Here is a 21,186-nt window from a genome sequence, read left to right as displayed (position 1 = left end):
CACTTCGATATCCGGGCCCGGCCACCGAGCAGCCGCACACCGCCCCTCCCGCACGAGCGGCACATGGTGAGGCGGAATCGAAGTCGGAGGCTGGTTGTTGCGCTCCTGATCGCGTTCAGTATGACCGTGATCGACCAGGGTTCGAAGGCTTTAGCCCTGACCCAGCTCAGCGAGAACGAGCGCATTCCCCTAGTTGGTGATCTGCTGGGCCTCCAACTTGCATTCAATCCCGGCACAGTCATGTCGCTCGGGTCGGGGAGCACGTGGGTGTTTACTGTGATCGGAGTTGCAGCGACGATCGCGCTGGTCTACGTTGCGTGGCGATCGAAGTCGATCGCGTGGGCGGTGGCTATCGGATTCGTCTGGGGCGGAGCGATGGGGAACCTCATCGATCGACTCCTTGCCCCGCCCGGGTTTGGCATCGGTCATGTGACCGATTTCCTCGCCTACGGCAACCTCTTCATTGGCAACATCGCGGATATCTCCATCGGCATCGGCGTGGGCCTGGGCCTCATTCAGATCATCCGGTATCCCCGCCCGGAGCTTCCCCGTGGACAGTCCCCTGGTGCTTGACCTCCGCAAACTCATCTCGTCTTTACCGTAGTCACCTGCTTGCCATGTCCGCGTGAATCTCCTCCCCGTGCTGGGACGCTCGCGCTGCATGGGTCACGCGAAGATGGCTTCAGCGCCCGCCGAAATCGATCGATTTCGGTGGCCCGATGGAAGTTGCCTGCCGCAAGTGCGACACGCCGAGGATCGACGCGCCGTAACCCCCTGCCGAAACCCAAACGCACCGAAACGGGTGGTGTACCGTTTGCGACCGAAGTACTGTCCGTGAACCGCGAGGGGTCAAGGCGTGGGGTTTTCACCGTTCGGACGACGTCGTTCGAGGGTCAGCCGAACGATCTGGGTCATCTGCCCCAGCTTCTCCTCGGCCGCTCGGATGCTGATCTCGATGCCGTCCACTTCTCCAAGCCAGCCCATCCTCTTCGCCTCGGCAAGCCGTTCGTGGAGGTTGGCCAGGATGGATTCGAAACGCTGGCGTTGTGCCGGGTCCGGTCGTAGCATCGGGCAGCGGATACACGCGTGCTCGCAGGGCGTTCCGTAGCCGCGTGAGCAGGACCCGAGTTCGACCTTGCGTTTGGAGAAGTGTGCGTGGAACTCCTCGAGCTCGGTCGCCGACGGATCGCGGTAGTCCTCTACTGGTCTCGACGCTCATCGACGATCAACGAACTGGCGGAAGTGTCGAGCGACGTCTTCATCGAAAACTGCCGCGTATCCCTGGGTCGTGGAGAGATTCAGGTGTCCCATCACCTTGGCGAGGATGTGCACGGGTAGTCCCCGATCTCAGAGCGTCCGTCGCGAACAGACGCCTGAAGTCGTGCGCAGTCAGACGAGTCTCAGGGGTGTCGAGGCCGGCCACTTGCACGGCATAAGCGACGAAGTTCTTGAAAGCGGCAGGGGAGAACACGCGGCGAACGTCGCCGTCTTTCCACTGGAAGAGGAACGGCAGTGGCGGGGAGAAATCTCGCTCGAGTGAGTCGTAGCGGATCACCAGGGGCACCTGATGTTCATCGCCGCGCGCTCTTTGGCGGAGACGAGCGAGAACATGTGCGAGCTCGGGAGAGACGAGTAGTACGCGTCCCCGATCCGATTTTGATGGGACGACCTGCAGCAAGAGCATCTTCTCACCCGTCGACGCTTCATAGGTGAATAATGCTGTGGCTGTGAGCTCCGCGACTTCTTCCTGACGCATGCCCGTTTCGTGCATGACGTGGACGATGGCCCAGGACCAGAACGCTCGTTCTGCGATCCGTGCCTGGAAAGTGCGCTCACCTGTCGCGAGGTCTCGAATCGGGACCGCGGTCATCGACACACCGGGGCCTGCACCCGTCTCACGAAGGTACGCTCGCCCAGCCCACTCGAATCGCTCTCCGAGAGGAGTCGTGGTCGCCGCGCGCAGAAGTGACTCCTGATGCTCGAGGTCTGTGTCGATGGCGGCGAGGAGCTTCGGGACTCTAGGCGCGATCTTGCGGACTCGTTGATGGTGGGCGGCGATCACCCGTCGTCTGTGTTTCTGGTGGCCGGCGGTGTCGATCTGGGAGACGATGCTCGCAGTCGACCACGACGCCCAGTAGGCGTCGTGCGTGGCCCACACGGCGATGTCGAGGTACATGGCGCGCACCGCGAAGAGGGTGCGATAGCGGTTCTTCAGGCGTCCGACCGATTCCGTCTTCCACCAGTCAGCCACCTCCGGCGCGACACGTAGGTCGGCTTGCTCGGGATTGCGCGAGCGAATCTCCATCCAGAAGTTCCGGAGCAGTTCAGTCGACATCGCCTGCAGAGTTGGGTAGTCCACGCCCTGTGCTCGCGACCTGAGGTAGCGCGTGAACATCTCTGCGACGGCGGGCGGTTCGATCTTGTTCCTCGCGACCATCGCGGCTGCATCCGGCCTCGGCGACTTCGCGAGCTGGCGAAGAGGCGGGAGGTCGGGCGGAACGATGCCGAGCCGTTTAAGGATCTCGAGCGCGTCTGCGAGCCCGCGGCGGATGGGCTTGCGGGCGACGGCAGCGGAGGCCACGACGTCGTCGGCCGTGATCTCTCTGAGGTGTTTGCCGGTCGCCACCTGGAGGATCAGCATGGCTCGCAGTGTGTCTCGTGCGGCATCGGTGGGGAAGCCTTCGAGCGACCACGGCGAGAAGCCGTCGAGACGGATGCGACCCACTCGGTTGAGGAACTCTGCACTCGGCCGAAGAGCGTCGAGGCGAATGAAGATCGACACGGCTATGCCGGGGCTCGTGGCAAGTTCGCGAGCGACTTCGTTGAGGCCAGGGAAGGCGTCGTGCCAGGTCAGGCTCGGCATGTTCTCGACCCCGCTTGCGTCCCAGCGCCGTTGCCAGGTCTCGCCGGGGAAGGTCATCAGCGTATCGATGAAGATCTGAACGATCGGGCGATAGTCGTTTCGGATGCCATCGTCGTACGGCGTGTGAGGAATCGCGGCGTTGAGGAACACGCCGGGGCGCGCTCGTCCTCGGGACGGCCGGCGATGTCGACGGAGTTGCGGCGCTGTAGGCGCTGCTTCGATCGGGTCTTCCGTCTCGATGAGGTCTTTCACCATGATGCGTCCCCCACAAGTTCGTCAAGATCGGAGCTGTCGTACGTCAACGCCGGAGCCTCCGGCGCGGGCCTAGGCTCTGACCGCGCCCGAAGGTGCTGAGCGACGCGCTCGATGATGTCGTCGTCATGCTGTTGGAGGTACTCCTGGGTCGTGGACAGATGCAGGTGGCCGAGAATGCGTTGGATGTCGCTAAGTGTCAGAGCGGGGTCGTTGGACATCCGCACGGCTGCAGTGTGCCGAAGGCCGTGAAGGCGCACCTTCGCATCTATCTCGAGGCCGACCCTGTTGAACATCGCTCTGGCAGCGTCATACCCGAACGGCCGATACGGGCGTCGATTCGTCCACCACACCGGGTTGCCCTTCGCGAGTAAATCGGGCGGCAGCGACTCTTGGTACAGCCGCAGCCACAGGAACGCGTTGGACGAGGCTGGCAGAGCCTGCTTCGCGCGAGTGCCCTTCCGCTCTACCGTGATGCGCTGGGATCCTGGGTCAACGTCTTCGAGATTCATGCCGAGCAGCTCTGAGGGGCGAGCCGCGCTGGAGAGGTAGAACTCGACGAGGGCTCGATCCCGCGTATTGCGGATAGTCTGAAGGATCTCGGCGACGCGCGACTCAACGATCAATCGAGGTGCTGTCTTCGGGACCTTCTGACGAAAGTCGGCCCGACGGTCGCGTCGGAACGCCAGTTCAGGGTTGTGGTGAGCGTTCAGCCCTCTGCCGCTATCGGCACGGCGCGCCGGTACGGGATTGATGATCGGACCGCGCTGTTGCGCAAGCTGATAGTCATAGAAGGCCGAGATCACGGCGAGGTTGTGATTCAGCGTCCGAGGCGAAAGCGGCCGAGGGCTCAGCGCTGAGGGTTGGCGACAGGCGAGCACGAAGTCGCGCACTGTCTCGCGTGCTGCGCGCTCCCAGTCCGCGCGCTCGAGCGCGAGGTGACGAAACCACCTCAGCAGGCCGTACGCGTACGACCGGCAGCTCGATTCAGCGTTCCCACGTGCCCAGAAGTCGAGCATGAAGTCCGAGACTGCGGCGATAACCGCGCCATCACCATCGATGACAGCCCAGAAGGGAGGGTCATCGAGGGCCAGTACGGCGCCGACACGGGTTCTCTCGCTCATCTAGTCGAGCATCGCATTGAGAACCGATAGGAGAGAGGCTTAGTTCGGTATACACACCTTCTCCATCCGCGCGTTGACGATCGGTCCGCCCTTGGGACGGTTCGCCGGCTTCTGCCAGTCCCAGCGCACGAGCTCCAGGATCCGCCCCTCGCCGCGATCGCGCACGATCGGCGCATCCTGCGTGCGAGCGACCGAGTAGGCACCGGCCCACGACTTCCACCAGTCCTCGGGCTTGCCGCCATCGGCGACGTACTCCCGGATCAGCTCGTCGGTCTTGGCGTCGTTCGCGAATCGGCCGCACATGTGAGCGACCCTACGCCCGAGGTGGCGAGGACCGCTAAGTGTCGCCGAGTGCAGCGTTAATCGCCAAGCACTGCACTCGCCCCGTTCGGAGGCGGTTCCGAGCGCTCTTCGTAAACCTCCACGTCGTCGAGCACAAGTAGGATCGCGCTCGTGACCTCACCGGACCCAGTCGATCTCGCCCGCCGTCTCATCGCAGTTCTCGGCCCGACGCTCGTCTCGACGCTCGCTGGATCGCGCGATACGAGAGCAGCGCTTGCATGGAGCGAAGACGACGGCGCACGTCCAGACGCGGATGCGGTGCGTCGCCTCGAGTGGGCCGATGCGGTATGGCGTACCGTCAGCGACGCTGAAGGTGACCAGGTAGCGAGACTGTGGTTCATCGGCGGCAACCCGTTCCTCAGCGGCGATGACACCGTGATAACGGCGATCCGCGAGGGTCGGTTCAACGAGGTTGCCCGCGCCGCTCAGGCGCTGGTGGATGAATCCTTCTCGGGATAATCAGTTCGCGCGTTCGTCCTCAACCAGGGCCTGAAGCGCAGCATGCATCTCGGTTCGAGCGTCCTCGGGCGATAGCTCGCCGACGAGGATACGCCGAGCACGATCGAGATCCGCTGCGGTGGGCTGGTGTCCTCCGAGCTGTTGTCCTTTCTTGACAAGAGCAAGAGCACGGGCGGCTTCTGATGAACCTAAAGGCTGCTGATGATCCATCCTCTTCCTCTGGCGGCTTGTTGGAGTGGCGTCTGAGGCGAATCCCAAGGGCACGGCTGTTCTGCACAGTCTGGTCTTGAGAAAGCGGCCGATCAACACCGTCGAGATATTCGTAGCCACGCGGTAGCGGCGATGTAGCGCCATAGTTGAAGACCGAAATGGCCCAGGAACGGGGATTTATGATGGCTGTAGCTGTGTAGCTCGCTCGAGGCAGTCGTCCTCAACGAGGAGGGGGAGTCTCCAGCTGATCGTTACTGTGGCTGTCGGACAGTCCCATTTCAGGGCTACTCAGCTACAGTTCACAAAAACCCTGGTTCAACTGGCAAATTGCGCGTAGCTGGGCGGTAGCTCGTAGGTGTTCTTGCGCTACCGCCCGCTACATGCAACTAACTCGCCACCATCACTTGCGCGCGTACCCGCTGAGGTATTGGCCGCGCTTCGGCATCGGCCAACGGCCTGCGAGCAGGCGAAGTCGTTCATTCTCCAGGGAGGGATCCTCGTCCCAGTACTTCCTGTCCCAGCGCCAGCCACCGACCATTTTGATGGCGTGCTTCAGTTGCTGAGCAAAGCCGTGCGCGGGCTTCAATCGCTCGACGCCGAGAGATGCTTGCTCGTTGACCCACCCGTCGTACAGCGCCTCGAGCAGCGAGTATGGAACGTAAGACGTGGTGAAGCGAGGCATGAAAAGCAGTGCGAAGCACAGTATGTCGGCGTGCGCACCCTTTGTGAAAAAGGGACCGTCGTGACCAGCGTGCCGAGGTCTCTGGCGATCGATGTGGTTGAGAAGCCGGCTCGTGCTGTTCTCAACTGCTGACACAGTTGCGATGTGAAGCTCCTGTAGCTGGGCACGTACGCTAATCGGGCGCTCTGAAGGAGACTCGACATCCATCCATTCGGCGACAGTCACCAGTGTTTCGCCGGCGCTCCTGTAGCTATTCACGACGTGCACGCTGATGGGGATGTCGTTCTCGCGCAGTCGCCTCACCGCCTTTAGGGTGGCTACATCGACGCTCCCCGCGACCAATTCCATCGTCTGGGTCTGATTCACGGTGAGGGGCATGGGGATGCCGAAATGCTCTTCGAAGGCTTCGCCGAGGGTGGGCATCACTGATCCCAGCGATCGCGTACGATTCCGCGTGTACTCCTCGAAGATTCTCTCAAGCGCTACGCGGTCCAGGGTGTCGACCCATGCCGCGTACGCCACCAGCTGGCCGACTGCATCAGCCTTCGCGCGGCCTCTCTTGCACTCTGTTGTGATCGTCGAGCCTGTTGCCCTGAGCTTGAGTAGGTCGAGCACGTGACCGTCCGGCGTTCTCACTTGTCGGCCGATGGTCATGGTGTCCTCGCCGGTCAGCCCTGGTGTCGCCTCGACAATATCCTCGAGATCCATCTCGTACCTGAACTCAACGGGACAGAGCGGTTCGAGACTTTTCGTCGCGAGTCTCCAAAGCGAGTCCGGGCCAGCTATCTGGCGGACACTCATGCCATGACTCCGAATGTGAGATCATCGCCAGGGTCCGGGGCTTGAAAGCGAGGCTTGCTGGTTGTACTCATCCTCGGAATTTAGCGACGACTGCAGACATGCTCGTCGGCTGGACGCAGTTCCGGTACTGAGCTGATTGCAGGGCTCATCACACATGAATTTGATGGTCTCCTGGTGGCCCCCGCATGGTCTTCACGAGGCCTTCCGGTGTCCACTACTCGGCGCAGCTGTTGGCCAGACAAGCCGGAGTGGCCTCTTCCAGGTCTCGAGGTGGCCACGGAAAGGCCTTTTCGAAGCCGCGAAGAGACCGCCGCGGCCTGCTTGTATTCGGGTGTCCACTGTGAGGCCATTGCGAGGCCAGCTGGAGACCGAGGAGAGCCCAGATGGTCTACTTGCGAACGGAGAGGTTGCTAGCAGCGATACGCGACACTGGATTCTTAAACAAGCAATCGTCATCGCCACCGCTGTGCTTCGAGGATCGCCTCAAGCGCATCAATTCCGCCGCCAGCACGGAACCACTCCACCGGTGTGTGCTTGCCCTCAATCACCATCGTGTCCTGGGGCGTAGACATCAGTCCAGAGACCGAGATCCAGTGCTTCTTCCCGAGGAGCGCGATGACCTCGGTCAGGTGCGGCAAGACTTTGCCGGGAGACGACAGGCTGAACTGCCACCACGGGAAGCGGCGATGACCCGCGACATCGACGGCGTAGAGTCTCCCCGCGGTTACCAGGTCGTCGAGTTCCTGATTGTTGAGATCCAAGAAGCCTCGTACGGCGTCGTCCGACATGCTTCTATGCAGCCCCGCGACGAGGGTGTTCGCGGCGATGGCGGGTAACGAGCCCCGACGCACTCGTAGCTCGATGTCGTCGAATTCTTCGGGAGTGAACTCACCGGAGGTGATCAGGAAGTCGATCTCCTCGGGGGATAACGACGGCTCGTCGACTATCGGGCGTTCGGCAAGAAGCGACTCGGTCAGCGCCCGGGCGATGTAGTTACCGTCGCCATTGAGGCGGGCGATCGCATCCTCCAACGCGCGCATCGCGTCTTCCGAGGGGCGAGGCATCAGGTGTGCAGTAGCTTTCGATCGGAATTCGTCTCTGGTCATGCGGCCAGCGTAGAAGCGGCCGGGGACGTTGAGGAGACGCAGCCCAATCTGGCGGCGCCTCCTCTAAGCAAGCTCTAGAGTTCGAGTGCGTCTCGAGGCTTTTCGACGTGCGTCGAAGCTGGTCCGAGCTTCGCTTTGATCTCACTACGCATCTTGATCCGATCTGCTTCGAATCGCGTGCGAATCGGCTTCCCTGCAACTGTTGTCCTGTCGAGCCAGCGCTCGAAGAACGGCGGGAGGCTGTCGAGACGCTGATTGTTCAATGCCAAACGATCGCGCTCGGCCGCAGCTTCTTCGCGAGCGCGTTCTGCCTTCAGGTGCGCCTCGCGTGCGCGCAATGATGAGGTTCTCGCCGCCGCAGCTTCATCCGCCGCTCTTGCTCGCGCGGCAGCAGCTTCCCGATGGCGCTCGGCGACGTGCGTCTCGCGTTCGGCGAGTTCCTTCTCTCGCTCATCCAGCACGGTGGAGCGCTTCGCGAGGCGCTTGTTTCTCTGCAGGCTCGCGTCGAGCTCGAACTCGAGGGCACTCGCTGCATCACGTAGCCGGTCCGCCTTGGCCTGGAACTCGCTGCTGCTGAGGTGCTCTCGTGATCGTTCGGTAACTCGATACTCGACGTCGTAGCCTGCAGCGGCCACGGCGTCCCGTACCTCCCGGTGTTGCCGTTTGAGGTCCGCCGGCCCCTTGAAGAATTCCTTCTGGGCAAGCCTTCCGTCAGGCGTGATGGGGGTGATCATGAGCTGCAGCCCGGGATTCACCTCATCTAGGTGCATCGACATGCCAATGATGTTCTCCTCTCCGAACTCGCCACGCGCCCAGCGGATCGCAGCATGCGTGTACTCGGCTGCTCGACGATTCAACCCCTCCTCGCGCCAGTCGGGGTTGTACTGCTCGAACCACTTCGGATCAAGCTGGAGCACCACACCTCGGATGAGCACGGCATCCCTCCGCAGCGCGCGCTGGACCGTGCTGAGACGCTGCTGAAGATAGTCATCGAATTCGTCGCTCGGTGGTCGGCCATCAACCGACTGGGGATGCCTGTAGCCACCGTTTCCGTCGTTTACAAAGGTGCTGTTCAGCTTGGTGCGGTCGGCCACGATGTTGGGGTTCGCCTGGGGGAAGTCGAATCCGGCTGCTTGATCGACGTCTCTCGCGATGTGTCGGAAGAAGGCCTTGGCGTGCCCTCCGCGCCCCACTTTGTGGGAGACGTCATAGGTCATTGTGTAGCTCATGCTTCGCTCCTGTCTGGATGGCCGAGACGAAGCCCCGCAGGGTCCCTGGTGCTTCGGAGGAGCAGAACGCGCGCCAAAGTGTATGGGGCTACACCTTTTCTTGAGATGAGATTGCGCCGCACGCGCACCGACAAGCACACGAGGGGGCGGGGTGCGAGTGAGCTCCGCCCCGGGGCTGAGCCGTCTGAGGCTCCATGATTTGTTCTGGCCGAGCAGGTGCGGTCCACGAAGGTCGGCTCCGTACTGCGCGGCTCACGTCGCGATCGATGTCTTCGACGACAATATGCCGCCCAGTCACCGGGTGCGGTCTCGAGCGGTGCTGGCGCGAGTTCAGATTGCATGTCTTCCTTTCCTGGTTCGGGTAGCGGTGTGGCATCGGCCGCGCCGCTACCCAAACCTCCAGATGCTGAGGTGGTCTCTTCAGCCGTCGTCTTCGTCCGGGGTCGTGCCCGCACTCTGGGTACGCAGAAGGCCCTTGTAGTTCGTCTTGAGCGTTGGCAAGCAACGACGGTTGGGGTCGCTGCCCGAGTAGTTCGTGTTCATCCAGTCGGTAAGCCTGAGGTCATCGATCAGGGGCTCGGGCGACGACATCCGTGTGCCGGGTCGGACCGAGGTGTTAGTGGGGGACCAAGCAGTTGACGACTTCAGATGCTCGCGGAGCGTCTCCGTGAACTGATTGAGTCCTTCGACAGTGCCACTCGGTTCGACGCGGCTATACCAGCCCTTGTAGGCGTCGTAGAGGAAGCTCCATGGCAGGAGGTCCCATACGAACTGATCCTCGTGTTCCTCCCACCAGCCGACGACCTTGTTGTTGGTTGTGAACCAGCGGTCGACTGCCTGCTTCGACACAATCGGCTCGTCGAAGGCGATGTGAGTCATCTGGAGAGCGCGCTTCAGGACGTAACCAAGCACCTCGGGATCTCGCAGGTACTTCAACTTGATGTCGACGTTCTCCGAGCCGCTGAAGTCCTTGGTCATCGGCACGAGAAGCATGCGGCGCTTCACGGATTTTGATTTGTCCTTGATACGCGGGCTTGTTTCATTGAGACAATGCACCTCGATGCCGTTCCAGCGCATGTGGATCACGTCTTTACCTTTGAACTCGACCTGGAAGACGTCGCCAGTTACGCAGGCCTTCCAGTCGTCGGTCCTCGACGCGAAGGCGCCCACCGGATTCTCATCGACGAGATTGACACTCCGAGTGATCAGGTCGCCCAGCCCGAACCTGTCGCCGAATCGAGCCAACGAGATGGAAGCGCAAGCGGCTTCGCCCACAAGATTGCGGAGGAGGCTCACCAGCGTGCCCTTGCCGCCGTTACCGTCAGTGCCCACGAGGAATACGGACTTGTTCCAGGGATGGTGTGGGCGCAGAGTCGCGCTCACCACCTGCCACAGCAGCTCGGGTATGCCCGCGTCGTCGGACAGGCTATTGAACCACTCCTCGACTTCCCACTCCGTTCCGTCGCTCTGCTTGATACGGGGACTTTGCGCGGTGGGGTCGTAGTCACGCTGGATCTTGGACAGAAAGACCCACTCAGGTGAGAACTCTCGGAGTTGCTGCGTCGCGTGATCGAACACGCCGTTAGCTACCGGAATTAGACGAGGTTCCTGGGTGCGCATCACGATAGGGGCGTGCGTGCGCAACTTCCGGAGGGTCGATTCGACTCCGGCGTCGGTGAAGGACGGACGGAGCTCGCTGACCAGCCTCTTCAGTCTCGGCACGCTCGTGTTGTATAGACCGCGGAGCGGTCCATCGTCCTCATAGATCGCCAGCACTCCGTTGTCCTCATCACCGTGTCCGCCAGTGAGGTCGACCGTCACAAGGCGATGCCGGGAGAGAAGGATCTGGATCACCGAGTACTCGTCGAGCCGATGCACGGGCGCAAGCGCCGGAGCAGATGAGCGCTTCCGCCCCATGTTCTCGAGCGCGATCTCTGCGTTAATCCGGGACAGCGCACTGTCGCGCAGTTTCTGCGGAGAGACATACCTACGGTGCTGAATCGATTCCAGGTAGGTCGTGACTGCACGTTCGGTGAGAGTCTCAACCGATGCGCGTGCGGGCTTAGGTCCGGAACGACGTGAGTCGCCGCTCGAATCCTGCTCCGGTTCCTCGATAGAATCGAAAGCGACGCCGCCAAGTGTCTCTTCCGCCTCAGTGTTTTCCGCGCTGGGGCGGATCTCGTTGGTGGTCACTTGCTGCGACCTCCCGAGAACAGGCCCCGAAGACGCAGCGATTGTTGTTGCGACAGCGGGGGAGCTGCTGCTGCTCGGTCCCGAGCCCAAACGCGGATGCTCTCGGTGTTGTGCGCGATCGTCTTTTCTTGGACGCGCTCCATCACGCCCGCGCTCAACGTGCGCTCCGCGACGGGGTAACAAGCTTCGAGCGGTATGCCGCTAGGTCCTCGGGCAAGATTCGCCAGAGCCCGGCGAACTTGTATGCGGTGAGCTTGCCTAGGCGAATGTCCGCCCGGAGGACGAAGCCTGATCGGCCAGTGATGTCCTCCGCCTGAGCTACGGTGAAGGCGCTCAGTAGAGTTTCGTGCGATGGTGTCGTTGAATCGGTGGATCCCACGGAACACTCCTTGTCAGTACGTGTCCCGAAGAGGCCGCCGCGACGGGACTGAGTGTTCCGGCCACGATGGAAGTTAGATGATGGCTCCGCCGGTTCGTTCTTCTGTTGTATCCGTTACATTACATACGTGGCAGAGTAATGTCAAAGCTATGCCAGGAGGTCTCATGCCGATCACACCAGAGTCCGATGTCGAGCAACGCGGATGGACTGTGGAGACGGCCGGGTCGGTCCAGGCGCAGTCAGGGGTGACGATCCCCGTGACGGTGGACGCGCAGGGACCGCTCAAGTCGGCCCCTGGAGGATTAGCTCAACAAGAGGGATTCGAGCTGCGGGTGCAGGCATCGTTCAACCCGGACCGCGGCCACTACCTCTTACGAGGCATCTCTGTGAAGGCGCCCGCCGGCGACGAGGTAACCGGCACCTTACTTCGAGGAATCGCGCCGCTAGGAGTGCTCCGATGGGTCCTTCCACGCACTTTCGAACTCAACCACTCGGCCCTCACAGCGGCGGTGGTCAACTTCGTGGCGCCGGAACTTCGAGACGTTCGCGATCCGGATGGCATTGAGAAGCGGCAGGCGGTCGATCTGACGGACGTCGCGACCATCTACTCACTCGCCAGCATCGTCCGTTACCCACCCGCCAAAGCGGTCGCCGAGGCATTCGAGTTTCCATCGCGGACGGCGAGCAACTGGATTGCGCGAGCTCGAGCGGAGAACCTGATCTGACTCGATGCGGCCGCCCAGGTCGAGTCAGCGCCAGTCGAAAGTCACTCGCTCTGCGTTGAGACCGCGCTTGCCTACTGCCTCCGCCGGCACTCGATGCACCCGAGGCACGATCAGTTCGCGGATGACGTGACGCTGACGAACGATGTCGCCCTTGTCTGTCCATTCCGCCCACGTCTCTCGAACCTGACGCGATCGGACGAGTTCCACGATGAGAGGATCAGCGCCAGCAAGTGACTCGAGCCGCTTCTGTGCCGCCTCAATCTTCGGTTCGACGAGGTCCCGCTGTTCGGTGAGCATACGTAGATCCCGGCGGCGCTCGGCCTCCATCGCGACTTGCTCGAGCCATTGCTCGTGACCTCGGATCTCGTCGACGATTGACTTCCGCTCAGCGTCTATCTCTTCGTCTTGCCCGCCGAGGGTGGCGAGAAAGTCGGGGCGTTCGAGCCGAGCGAGGACTAGCTCGGTAACCAGCAGGTCGAGATGTTCTTCGCGCATCGAGACGTGGAAGCCGGGTCGTCCCGGGGTGCCGATGCAGTTGTAGGCGTAGTAGCGAGGCCGCGGGAGGGCGTTGCCGTCTTCGTCGACCTTTGGTGAGCCGGCATTCTGTTTTCCGGCCCGCATTCGAGCGCCGCAGATTCCGCAGAGAGCGATGCCGGACAACAGATGGGTGGCGGGCCAGTTGTTCGACTTGAATCCGCGTGATGTCATCGCTGCCTGAAGGCGCTGCCAGTCGTCGGGCTCGATCAGCGCCGGCCAGATGCCGTCGTACGTTGCAGCCTCACCTTCGCGGGGATTGTGAACTCGCTGCCCCATGTATACAGGCATAGTCAACATTTGCTTCACAGCCGGAGCGGTCCACCCCAGAGACTGTCGGTGCTCCGAGCGCGCGGGACGTCGCGGCGGGATCTGACGTTCATTGAACGTCGCAGCGATGTCGTAGTACGAGCGTCCGGCAAGAACCATCGCCGCCGCTTCCTTGACGACCCAGGCTTGGTCCGGATGCTCGATGATCTTGTCTAGCACTTTGGTTCCGTTGGCGGTCACGGAGTAGACCCGCTGGTAGCCATAGACGTTCTTGCCATGGGGGCGACCGCGCTTCGCCGCCGCCCGCATGTCGCGCCTCAGTCTTTCGCTCGTCTTATCGGACTCGTACTCGGCGTCAGAGGCGTCTTCGCGGAGGCTTCGGCGATCTCGAGCGTTAGCCGGATCGTAGACGCGATTGTGGGTCAGGACCCAGATGCTGACGCCGCGTTCGCGGCAGAGATCTACGAGATCGATCCACTCGCCGGTACGGCGAGAGCCGCGGCTTGACTCCCATATCGCGAGGAGATCAGCGTCGAAGGCGCCATCCTCAAGATCTGAGATCAACTGGGCGAACCCCTCCCGTTGGCGTCGCGCGTAGCGGCTGGCGCTTCGGTTGTCATCGCGGTAGGGGGAGGGGTGGACCTGCCATCCGCGACCCTGGGCCTCGGCGACAATCTCATCGTGTTGCTGGTCAGGACTCTTACCCGTGCCTGAACGGTCGAGCGACACGCGGAGGTACTCACGAACACGGGCGGTCTCAAGTTCGGGCATCAACACGACTCTATTGCGTTGTGGGCAGCCGGCGATCCCTCCTGCCGAGAGACAGGGCAATGCTTCTTCGGCACTATTGGATCGGGCGAGCGCCTCGAGTCGGGACTGAGTGCGGCGACTGGACCGCCTAAGCGTTGAGGCATCAGCACGGCGGGTGCCGCAGTGACGTGCCTTGCCTGCCCGGTAATGTCGTCCACCTTCGATAGCATGTCACCAAGAAGCGCCCCGCCTCCCGGTGGTGCACCGGGTCCCTGGGGGAGTACATGTCGACCGTCGCCAATCGCACCTCGAGCCTCACTGCGGCCAAGGCGGCGAAGAACGACGAGTTCTACACGCAGTGGGCCGACATCGAGCGGGAGATGAACGCGTACCTCGAGTTCGACCCCGACGTCTTCAGGGACAAGGTTGTCCTCCTGCCGTGCGACGACCCGGAGTGGAGCAACTTCGCGAAATTCTTCGCTCTCCACTTCGCCGACTTCGGCTTGAAGAAGCTCATCTCCACCTCCTACGCGCCGGACAGCAATCCGGCCCTTTTCTCCTACGAGCCCACGCTCTTCGAGCTCGACGACCCGAAGTTCGACGCCACCAAGACCCACGCCAACGGGAAGAAGTTCGTCCTCGAGCGCACGGACCTCAACGACGACGGCGTGATCAACATCGACGATTTGCAGTGGGAGTACCTCGAGGGGGACGGCGACTTCCGCAGCGCCGAGGTGACCGCGCTGCGCGACGAGGCCGACATCGTCATCACCAACCCGCCGTTCAGCCTGTTCCGGGAATTCATCGCCTGGCTGATGGAGGGCCACAAGAGGTTCTCCATCATCGGAAACCAGAATGCCGTTACCTACAGCCAGGTCTTCCCGCTGATCAAGGCGAACCGAGTGTGGAAGGGCGCGACGGCCAACGCGACCGACATGGTGTTCGGGGTCCCCAAGGGCGCTGTCGTGAAGGAAGCGGACCGGGCCAAGGCCGAGCGGATGGGCTACCCGTCCGACGAGAAGAACGACTACACACGGCTCGGCAACTCGTGCTGGTTCACGAACATCGAGCACGGCCGCCGCCATGAGCCGATGCAACTGATGACCATGGCCGACAACCTCAAGTTCAACAAGAAGCTCATCAAGAGCCTCGGCGGCAGCGCGAGCTATCAGAAGTACGACAACTTCGATGCGATCGAGGTGCCCCACACCGACGCGATCCCGAGCGACTTCGACGGCGTCATGGGCGTCCCGATCACGTTTCTCGACAAGTTCAACCCGGATCAGTTCGAGATCGTGGATCTCAGCAGGTACGCGAAGACTCGAGGCATGTCGAAGGAGTTTGTCGACGCTTACTACGCGTCCGGGCAGACAGGGCAGATCAGTGTGGGCCACCCGGACCTCTGCTATTACGACAACGCCGGGCGTCCGGTCGTCCCATACATGAGGGTGCTGATCCGGAGAAGGGGCGTGTCGTCGTGAAGACCCAGCTGAAGCACTACACGGTCGAGGAGATTCTCGAAGGCTTCGTGTACAACGAGCTCGAGGGCAAGGGGTTGTTCGGGCTCGGCGGCAGACTCGTCATCCAGCCTGAGTACCAGCGGAACTACATCTACAACGACGGCAAGCGTGACGTCGCCGTCATCGACTCGCTGCTCAAGGAGTACCCGCTCGGCCTGATCTACTTCAACGACGAAGGCTCCATGCTGGAGGTCCTCGACGGCCAGCAGCGCATCACCAGCGTCGGCCGCTTCGTGACCGGCAAGTTCGCCATCAAGGTCAACGGCAAGGAGCAGACGTTCTCGTCGCTCCCCAAGGACCTGCAGGCGAGGATCGTGGAGACGCGGCTCGACATCTACGAGTGCGACGGCACCGAGGACGAAATCAAGGCCTGGTTTCAAACAATCAACATCGCCGGCATCCCGCTGAACAAGCAGGAGCTGCTCAACGCGATCTACTCCGGCCCCTTTATCACCAAGGCCAAGGCCGAGTACAGCAACTCGAACAACGCGAATATGCAGAAGTGGCAGTCCTACGTCAACGGCGACCCCAAGCGCCAGGAGGTCCTCGCGGTCGCGTTGGACTGGGTCGCCTCGTCGCAGGGCAAGAGCGTCGACTCGTACCTCGCCCAGCACAGGCACGATCCCGACATCAACGAGCTCAAGAACTACTTCACCTCGGTCATCGATTGGGTCGGCAGCGTCTTCACCCGTCCTCCGGACAAGGAGATGCGGGGACTGGAGTGGGGGCGGCTGTACGAGGAGCACCACGGCACGTCCTACAGCCCCGCGAAGATCGAGGACCGCGTCAACGAGCTGCGCGGCGACACCGCTGTGCGCAACGCCAAGGGCATCTACGAGTACCTGCTCGGCGGCGAGAAGCAGCCTCAGCTGCTGGCGATCCGGCTGTTCGACGACAAGGACAAGCGCGTTGCCTACGAGCAGCAGACCAAGAAGGCTAAGGCCGATGGGGTGTCCAACTGCCCGTTGTGCGCCATCGGCGGCGACAACAACAAGGCGCGGATCTACAAGCCGAACGAGATGGACGCCGACCATGTGACGGCCTGGTCCAAGGGTGGGGAGACGGACCTGTCCAACCTGACGATGCTCTGTCAAACGCACAACCGCGCCAAGGGCAACAAGTAACTCCCGTCATCGGGGTGAGGGGGCAACGATGCCGAAGGGTGACAACCTGCCGACCGTGTGGGAGCGGCCGCCGCACACCAAGGCCAAGCACGACATCCTCACGCGGTACCTCGGCGCGTGGTTCGGCATCTTCGGTATGAGCAGGTACCACGAGCGGGTCAACGTGCTTGACGGCTTCGCCGGCCCGGGGCGCTACGACGACGGAGAGCCCGGTTCGCCAGTGCTGGCGCTCAGCACGCTGCTGGAACACCGTTCGTTCGCCTCCTTCGGCGGTACCACGTTCAACTTCGTCTTCAACGAGTGGAACGACGAGCGGTTCGCATCCCTGCAGGGCGTCCTCGCCGAGATGAAGACGAGCCGTGCGCCGTGGCCGCAGAACGTCAAGGTCATGGAGCGCAACCAGAACTTTCAGGCCCTCGCTCGCGAGCTGCTCGACTCCATCCCCGCAGGCAAGAAGCTAGCGCCCACGTTCGCGTTCGTCGACCCGTTCGGCTACAAGGACGTACCGATGTCGCTGATCCGCGACCTGGTCAGCGACTCGTCGTGCGAGCTCTTCATCTACTTCGACTTCAACAGCGTCAACCGGTTCGCGAACGCCGGCATCGTCGACCCCCACTTCACAGCGCTCTTCGGGTGCGATGACTACAAGAACGCTCCTGCCTCAGACAATGGGCGCGGGCAGTACATCCACGACCTGTACGAGCGGCAGCTGCGCCAGGAGTGCGGCTTCGCCCACATCTGCAGCTTCGAGATGATCAATCAGAGCGGGCACACGGGCAGCTACCTCTTCTTCTGCACCCGGGACGATCAGGCGTACGACAAGATGAAGGAAGCGATGTGGAAGCTCGCTCCCGGCGGTGGTTACAGGTTCGACGACCGGCTCGCCGGGCGTCCTGTCCTCTTCGAAGACGAGGCCAACACCGGCCCTCTCCAGGACGAGCTGGCGCACCACTTCGCGGGCCGCACGGTGCTCATCAGGGACGTCACCGACTACGTCGTCACGAATACGCCCTTCCACAGCGGCCAGGTCAAGAAGATGACTCTCAAGCCCATGCAGGAGGCGGGGCGCATCTCCTCGCCGAATCAGAAGCGGAAGAACACCTTCCCCGACGGCACCTGGATCGAGTTCCCGGCCCTGAGCAGCTAATAGCCCCGCTGATCAGAGTGCAGTGGCCAGCACCGGCATGTCGTCCCAGGTGCGACCTCCGAGCTCGCGGCCGTTCGCCTTGGGCGTCCGTCCGCCCCACTGCTTGAAGAAGAACGACACTCCGGCCTCGACGCACTGGTCCCGGATGTCCTCCACCCACGCTGGCTCCATGGGACGAGCCCGCGGCCCGGACTCGCCGCCGGCGATCACCCAGTCGATTCCGTCGAGGTCGAGCCCGGGCAGCGCGGTGATGAGCGGCTCGCACGACAGGAACCTGGTCGCGGCGGGGACTGCCCTGAGGTGTTCGATCCGGTCAACGACGTCGAAGGACTCGACCGAGACGCCCATCCAGAGGTTGTCAGGCCAGTCCAGCTTGTTCGCGACCCGCGCCATGCGATGAGCGCGCTTGGTCAGCACCTGGTACGTGTGCTGTGGCGTATCGCGGATGACGTCGAAGATGTCCCGGATGAAGTCGAGCGGGACCTTGGCGTGAAACAGGTCGCTCATCGAATTGACGAAAACGACCTTCGGTGTGCGCCACCGGAGAGGCTGCGTCAATGCGGCAGGGTGGATCGTGACCCCGAAGCCAGGTCCGGACGTCCTGGGATCGCCGTCGTTCTGATACTTCTCCGCCCCCATGGCCTTGAGGCGTTTCGCCAACGCCAGTGCATAGCAGTTGTCGCAGCCCGCTGCGACCCGATCGCACCCGGTGACGGGGTTCCAGGTGACCTCGGTCCACTCGATTCCGCTGTTCGTGGCCATGGTCGACTCACCCTTTCGTCTTCACTGAGCGTATCCGCGATCGATCGAGGTGCCAGAGTGCACCGCCGCGCCACCCACCAGTCACATCCATCGCACTGCGGACTGATCCTCCCACCGCGAGCCGACTCACCATCACCGTGCGTAAGACTACGCCGGGAGAGGTCCTCTGACGACATGCGTCGCGATCCCGTCGGCCAAGGCCTCGGGCCCATTGCCTATAGCGCCCCCGCCACCAGATCATTCCCCGTCATCGGCCACGGGCTTCCTCTCACCCCGACACCTCGCGGCCTACGTTAGTCGTGGAACAGAGGAGAACCGCCCATGACTCGAACCGACCGCCGCGAGCGACTCGACCTCGACCGGGGCGGCACCTGGGCAGTGTCGACCGACTCGGGTGTGCACTACTAGCTTTTGCTCGATGGGGAGGGGGAGCAGATCGCGCCGCTCGCCGCCGACACGGGCATTCGTATCCGGACGGGACGCACCCTTTCCGCCGCGACGGGCAGATGGGCCGCTGCTTGGGCTCCTCGGCCCTCCGATCCGGATCGGCAGACCGGTCTGCTTCATCGTCGGCAACGACCCGGACGGCCCTGCTTCCGCCACGCAGGCGACTTCCCCGGTCGTCGAGATCCGACGCCTGGGCTGACCCCGGCGGCCTCAGTGCTTGCCCTCAAAGGGGTCGAGGACGGTGTGAGCCCCATGCACGGGGCAGATGAACGAGATCCTGAGCTCTTCGTCGGTGGTCAAGGTCTCGGGCTCGCAGCCCCGGGTTGCGCGAACGGATCTGTCATGCTCCTTAGCCTCGCACCCGATGAGCGTTGTGATGCTCGCGCCAGTGCATGAATCGTGTATGGCAACGGGGCAGTCCGGACGCGCGCGAAATCCTCCATTCAACGCGCATGCGGGAGTAAAAGAAGTTGCCGGTCACGCCACAGGACCGGTCCCACACGGCAGGCGGCGTGCTGCATAACGACAGACGTACCCGCGAACGGTCGCAAGCTGCGGACAATCTCGCCGTGACGTCCGATCCCCTCGCTAGAGTCGACTCAAACTCGAGGGGGATCTGCATGAGCGTTCTGTACAGGGCCGTTTGGTCGGACACATCGACAACCGACCGCGTTCTCGCGGTTGAGCGGCTGAAGCGGTGCGTGGCAGCCTGGACCCAGGAATCGGATGAACCTGAGGCGCTTTCCGAAGGCGAGAGCGACTTCGAGGTCTCCCAGGGAAGGTATCGAGAGGCCGTGCTTCGGTCCATCGGGGAAGAGGGCTTTGAAATCACCGCCACCGACCAGGTGCCCGGCGATCCGACCGACTGGGTCACGATCGTTCGTGTCGTGGCGGACGACGATGGCATCCACACGCTCGTCGAGCTCAGTATGTCGTCGGAGGACCTCGCCCGGCGCGTTTCCGTCGGCCGGCCGAAACTGGTGCACGACTTGCTCGGGGCGGTCGAGAAGCCCCATCTTGGCGGGAGCGGCCTGCTGACGGAGCCCCTCGCACTGCCGGCCAACGGAGTCGCAGTATTGACCGACATGCTCGCTAATCCGGCGCGAACTCTCCCGATCATCGTCTGCGCGGAGCCCAACGGCAGGCATGACCGCTCCTGGCTGCAGACGGCCTCGACGATCGCCGCGCGAGCTGAGGGAATCGCGGCCGTGGTCACTCTCGACCACGCCGCCGTCGCGGCGTTCAAGGATGAGTTCAGGCAGCTCGCGATCTGGGACGGTGGCATCCGCATCTACGCCCCGGGCGTCGTGACCAAGCACTCCGACGGGTGGCGTCACCGCTACTACCTCCGGTCTCGACTCGAGGATTTCCTCTGGAGCACGATCGACCGGATCGTCTACTCGGTCGCGCAGCTCTCGACGCGACGTCGCGTACCCGACGCGTTCCGCGTCTTCGGTCAGCAGAACGGGCTGCCGGCCGACGCACTTGACGGCATGGTGCCAGCGAAGGAACTCACGGGAGCTCGTGATCACTGGGAATTCGAACTCGAGGGGGCCCGCGACGAGCAGAGCTCGGTGGAGCGCGAGCTCGCAAGTGCGAACGGTCACCTCTCCCGAATCAAAGACGCGCTGCTCGCCCAGGGGCTGTCTGATCTCTTCTGGGGATCCCAGCATGCGGAGGCCGCGTCCACCCCTGATGAGGTCCAGTACACCTCGGAGGCCGCGTTGGCCGCCCAGATGTACCTCTCTGACTGGCTCTCGGTGCCGGACTCCGCGATCCGCGAGCTGGACGACATCGACACCGCGGCCGAGGCGTACAACTGGGGCAACAAGTCTTGGCGCGGTCTTCGCGCTCTCGCGGCATACGCCAAGGACCGAGCCGAGGGGTGGGACAAGGGTGGGTTCTGGGAGTGGTGCGCATCCGGCCCCGTGCTCGGGTGGCCGGCCACACCCAAGAAACTGGCGATGACCGAGAGCGAGGGTGTGCAGAACGGCGGCAAGTTCAAGGGGACTCGCGACTTCAAGATCGACACCGCAGTCGATCCGACCGGCGTCGTCACGATGCTTTCGCACCTCAAAATCTCAGAGGGCGGCGGCAACCTCGCGCCCCGGGTCTACTTCCACGATGACACGAGCGGGCCGACGAAGAAGGTCCACGTTGGATTGATCGGACCGCACTATCTCGTGCCGAACAAGTCGACGAACTGAGGCCGCTTTCTCCGACGGAGTAGACGCCACGAGCCCCCTTGTTGGGCTGACGGAATTGGA

General features: G+C 62.7%; 18 protein-coding genes. 7 read left to right on the top strand and 11 right to left on the bottom strand.

Features of this window, described 5'->3' with window-relative positions:
• The first annotated feature begins 120 nt into the window (after window positions 1–120).
• The gene (locus RI211_RS10010) at window positions 121–573 is read left to right on the top strand and encodes a signal peptidase II (protein ID WP_227751423.1); all 453 of its coding nucleotides are present in this window, start codon (window positions 121–123) and stop codon (window positions 571–573) included.
• A 276-nt stretch (window positions 574–849) separates the two neighbouring features.
• On the opposite strand, the gene RI211_RS10005 is transcribed toward RI211_RS10010, so the two are convergent.
• The 4 genes from RI211_RS10005 to RI211_RS09990 all read right to left on the bottom strand — a co-directional run bounded on the left by RI211_RS10005 (window position 850) and on the right by RI211_RS09990 (window position 4,542).
• Window positions 850–1,068, bottom strand: a complete 219-nt coding sequence (locus RI211_RS10005; RefSeq protein WP_146008274.1) for a hypothetical protein — start codon at window positions 1,066–1,068, stop codon at window positions 850–852.
• A gap of 190 nt (window positions 1,069–1,258) precedes the next feature.
• Window positions 1,259–3,118 (bottom strand): site-specific integrase, encoded by a 1,860-nt coding sequence (locus RI211_RS10000; protein ID WP_081811563.1) that lies wholly within the window; start codon window positions 3,116–3,118, stop codon window positions 1,259–1,261.
• Window positions 3,112–4,239, bottom strand: a complete 1,128-nt coding sequence (locus RI211_RS09995) for a tyrosine-type recombinase/integrase (protein ID WP_025103722.1) — start codon at window positions 4,237–4,239, stop codon at window positions 3,112–3,114. Before RI211_RS09995 ends, RI211_RS10000 begins: the two co-directional genes overlap by 7 nt.
• A 39-nt stretch (window positions 4,240–4,278) precedes the next feature.
• Window positions 4,279–4,542, bottom strand: a complete 264-nt coding sequence (locus RI211_RS09990) for an SOS response-associated peptidase family protein (protein ID WP_025103721.1) — start codon at window positions 4,540–4,542, stop codon at window positions 4,279–4,281.
• Window positions 4,543–4,692: 150 nt separating this feature from the next.
• Here RI211_RS09990 and RI211_RS09985 point away from each other — a divergent pair, with 150 nt between their 5' ends.
• On the top strand, window positions 4,693–5,040 hold the full coding sequence (locus RI211_RS09985) for a hypothetical protein (RefSeq protein ID WP_025103720.1): 348 nt from the start codon (window positions 4,693–4,695) through the stop codon (window positions 5,038–5,040).
• Here RI211_RS09985 and RI211_RS09980 read toward each other — a convergent pair whose 3' ends face one another.
• From RI211_RS09980 to RI211_RS09960, 5 genes are all read right to left on the bottom strand, one after another.
• Window positions 5,041–5,250: a hypothetical protein gene (locus tag RI211_RS09980; RefSeq protein WP_115642549.1), complete on the bottom strand. Its 210-nt coding sequence runs from the start codon at window positions 5,248–5,250 to the stop codon at window positions 5,041–5,043.
• Window positions 5,251–5,650: 400 nt separating this feature from the next.
• Window positions 5,651–6,733, bottom strand: a complete 1,083-nt coding sequence (locus tag RI211_RS09975) for a PDDEXK family nuclease (RefSeq protein WP_025103719.1) — start codon at window positions 6,731–6,733, stop codon at window positions 5,651–5,653.
• A 452-nt stretch (window positions 6,734–7,185) separates the two neighbouring features.
• Window positions 7,186–7,839, bottom strand: a complete 654-nt coding sequence (locus RI211_RS09970) for a hypothetical protein (RefSeq protein WP_162817543.1) — start codon at window positions 7,837–7,839, stop codon at window positions 7,186–7,188.
• 74 nt (window positions 7,840–7,913) lie between these two features.
• On the bottom strand, window positions 7,914–9,068 hold the full coding sequence (locus RI211_RS09965; protein WP_025103717.1) for a plasmid recombination protein: 1,155 nt from the start codon (window positions 9,066–9,068) through the stop codon (window positions 7,914–7,916).
• 420 nt (window positions 9,069–9,488) lie between these two features.
• On the bottom strand, window positions 9,489–11,261 hold the full coding sequence (locus RI211_RS09960; RefSeq protein WP_280564238.1) for a DNA primase family protein: 1,773 nt from the start codon (window positions 11,259–11,261) through the stop codon (window positions 9,489–9,491).
• A 543-nt stretch (window positions 11,262–11,804) separates the two neighbouring features.
• Between RI211_RS09960 and RI211_RS09955 the strand changes: the two genes are divergently transcribed.
• On the top strand, window positions 11,805–12,365 hold the full coding sequence (locus RI211_RS09955; protein WP_025103715.1) for a hypothetical protein: 561 nt from the start codon (window positions 11,805–11,807) through the stop codon (window positions 12,363–12,365).
• A gap of 24 nt (window positions 12,366–12,389) precedes the next feature.
• Here RI211_RS09955 and RI211_RS09950 read toward each other — a convergent pair whose 3' ends face one another.
• Window positions 12,390–13,940: a recombinase family protein gene (locus RI211_RS09950; RefSeq protein ID WP_162817541.1), complete on the bottom strand. Its 1,551-nt coding sequence runs from the start codon at window positions 13,938–13,940 to the stop codon at window positions 12,390–12,392.
• A gap of 263 nt (window positions 13,941–14,203) precedes the next feature.
• On the opposite strand from RI211_RS09950, the gene RI211_RS09945 reads away from it, so the two are divergent.
• Genes RI211_RS09945 through RI211_RS09935 form a run of 3 tightly spaced genes read left to right on the top strand, consistent with a single transcriptional unit; the run spans window position 14,204 to window position 17,710 of the window.
• Window positions 14,204–15,400 (top strand): adenine-specific methyltransferase EcoRI family protein, encoded by a 1,197-nt coding sequence (locus tag RI211_RS09945; protein ID WP_025103713.1) that lies wholly within the window; start codon window positions 14,204–14,206, stop codon window positions 15,398–15,400.
• Complete coding sequence (locus RI211_RS09940) at window positions 15,397–16,563, top strand: HNH endonuclease family protein (RefSeq protein WP_025103712.1); 1,167 nt, start codon at window positions 15,397–15,399, stop codon at window positions 16,561–16,563. The genes RI211_RS09945 and RI211_RS09940 overlap by 4 nt, the downstream gene beginning before the upstream one ends.
• A gap of 28 nt (window positions 16,564–16,591) precedes the next feature.
• Window positions 16,592–17,710 carry a three-Cys-motif partner protein TcmP gene (locus tag RI211_RS09935; RefSeq protein ID WP_268776198.1) on the top strand — a complete coding sequence of 373 codons (1,119 nt, stop codon included), beginning with the start codon at window positions 16,592–16,594 and terminating at the stop codon, window positions 17,708–17,710.
• A 12-nt stretch (window positions 17,711–17,722) separates the two neighbouring features.
• Here the strand turns inward: RI211_RS09935 and RI211_RS09930 are convergent, their stop codons facing one another.
• A complete protein-coding gene (locus RI211_RS09930) occupies window positions 17,723–18,472 on the bottom strand; it encodes a DUF5131 family protein (protein WP_025103710.1) in 750 nt (249 codons plus the stop codon).
• Window positions 18,473–19,539: 1,067 nt separating this feature from the next.
• Between RI211_RS09930 and RI211_RS09925 the strand changes: the two genes are divergently transcribed.
• Window positions 19,540–21,126 (top strand): hypothetical protein, encoded by a 1,587-nt coding sequence (locus RI211_RS09925; RefSeq protein WP_240183560.1) that lies wholly within the window; start codon window positions 19,540–19,542, stop codon window positions 21,124–21,126.
• The last annotated feature ends 60 nt before the right edge of the window (window positions 21,127–21,186 follow it).

The sequence above is a fragment of the Microbacterium meiriae genome (assembly GCF_032364335.1).
Taxonomy (GTDB): domain Bacteria; phylum Actinomycetota; class Actinomycetes; order Actinomycetales; family Microbacteriaceae; genus Microbacterium; species Microbacterium meiriae.
The sequence above is the reverse complement of the archived record's forward strand: the minus strand, read 5'-3'. Positions and strand labels throughout refer to the sequence as shown.

Bases quoted from the DNA above. Each gene is read 5' to 3' on its own strand.
- RI211_RS09975 (WP_025103719.1), bottom strand. From the start codon at position 6,733: ATGAGTGTCCGCCAGATAGCTGGCCCGGACTCGCTTTGGAGACTCGCG.
- RI211_RS10010 (WP_227751423.1), top strand. From the start codon at position 121: ATGACCGTGATCGACCAGGGTTCGAAGGCTTTAGCCCTGACCCAGCTC.
- RI211_RS09965 (WP_025103717.1), bottom strand. From the start codon at position 9,068: ATGAGCTACACAATGACCTATGACGTCTCCCACAAAGTGGGGCGCGGA.
- RI211_RS09995 (WP_025103722.1), bottom strand. From the start codon at position 4,239: ATGAGCGAGAGAACCCGTGTCGGCGCCGTACTGGCCCTCGATGACCCT.
- RI211_RS10000 (WP_081811563.1), bottom strand. From the start codon at position 3,118: ATGGTGAAAGACCTCATCGAGACGGAAGACCCGATCGAAGCAGCGCCT.
- RI211_RS09945 (WP_025103713.1), top strand. From the start codon at position 14,204: ATGTCGACCGTCGCCAATCGCACCTCGAGCCTCACTGCGGCCAAGGCG.
- RI211_RS09925 (WP_240183560.1), top strand. From the start codon at position 19,540: ATGAGCGTTCTGTACAGGGCCGTTTGGTCGGACACATCGACAACCGAC.
- RI211_RS09955 (WP_025103715.1), top strand. From the start codon at position 11,805: ATGCCGATCACACCAGAGTCCGATGTCGAGCAACGCGGATGGACTGTG.
- RI211_RS09930 (WP_025103710.1), bottom strand. From the start codon at position 18,472: ATGGCCACGAACAGCGGAATCGAGTGGACCGAGGTCACCTGGAACCCC.
- RI211_RS09970 (WP_162817543.1), bottom strand. From the start codon at position 7,839: ATGACCAGAGACGAATTCCGATCGAAAGCTACTGCACACCTGATGCCT.
- RI211_RS09950 (WP_162817541.1), bottom strand. From the start codon at position 13,940: ATGCCCGAACTTGAGACCGCCCGTGTTCGTGAGTACCTCCGCGTGTCG.
- RI211_RS09980 (WP_115642549.1), bottom strand. From the start codon at position 5,250: ATGGATCATCAGCAGCCTTTAGGTTCATCAGAAGCCGCCCGTGCTCTT.
- RI211_RS09990 (WP_025103721.1), bottom strand. From the start codon at position 4,542: ATGTGCGGCCGATTCGCGAACGACGCCAAGACCGACGAGCTGATCCGG.
- RI211_RS10005 (WP_146008274.1), bottom strand. From the start codon at position 1,068: ATGCTACGACCGGACCCGGCACAACGCCAGCGTTTCGAATCCATCCTG.
- RI211_RS09935 (WP_268776198.1), top strand. From the start codon at position 16,592: ATGCCGAAGGGTGACAACCTGCCGACCGTGTGGGAGCGGCCGCCGCAC.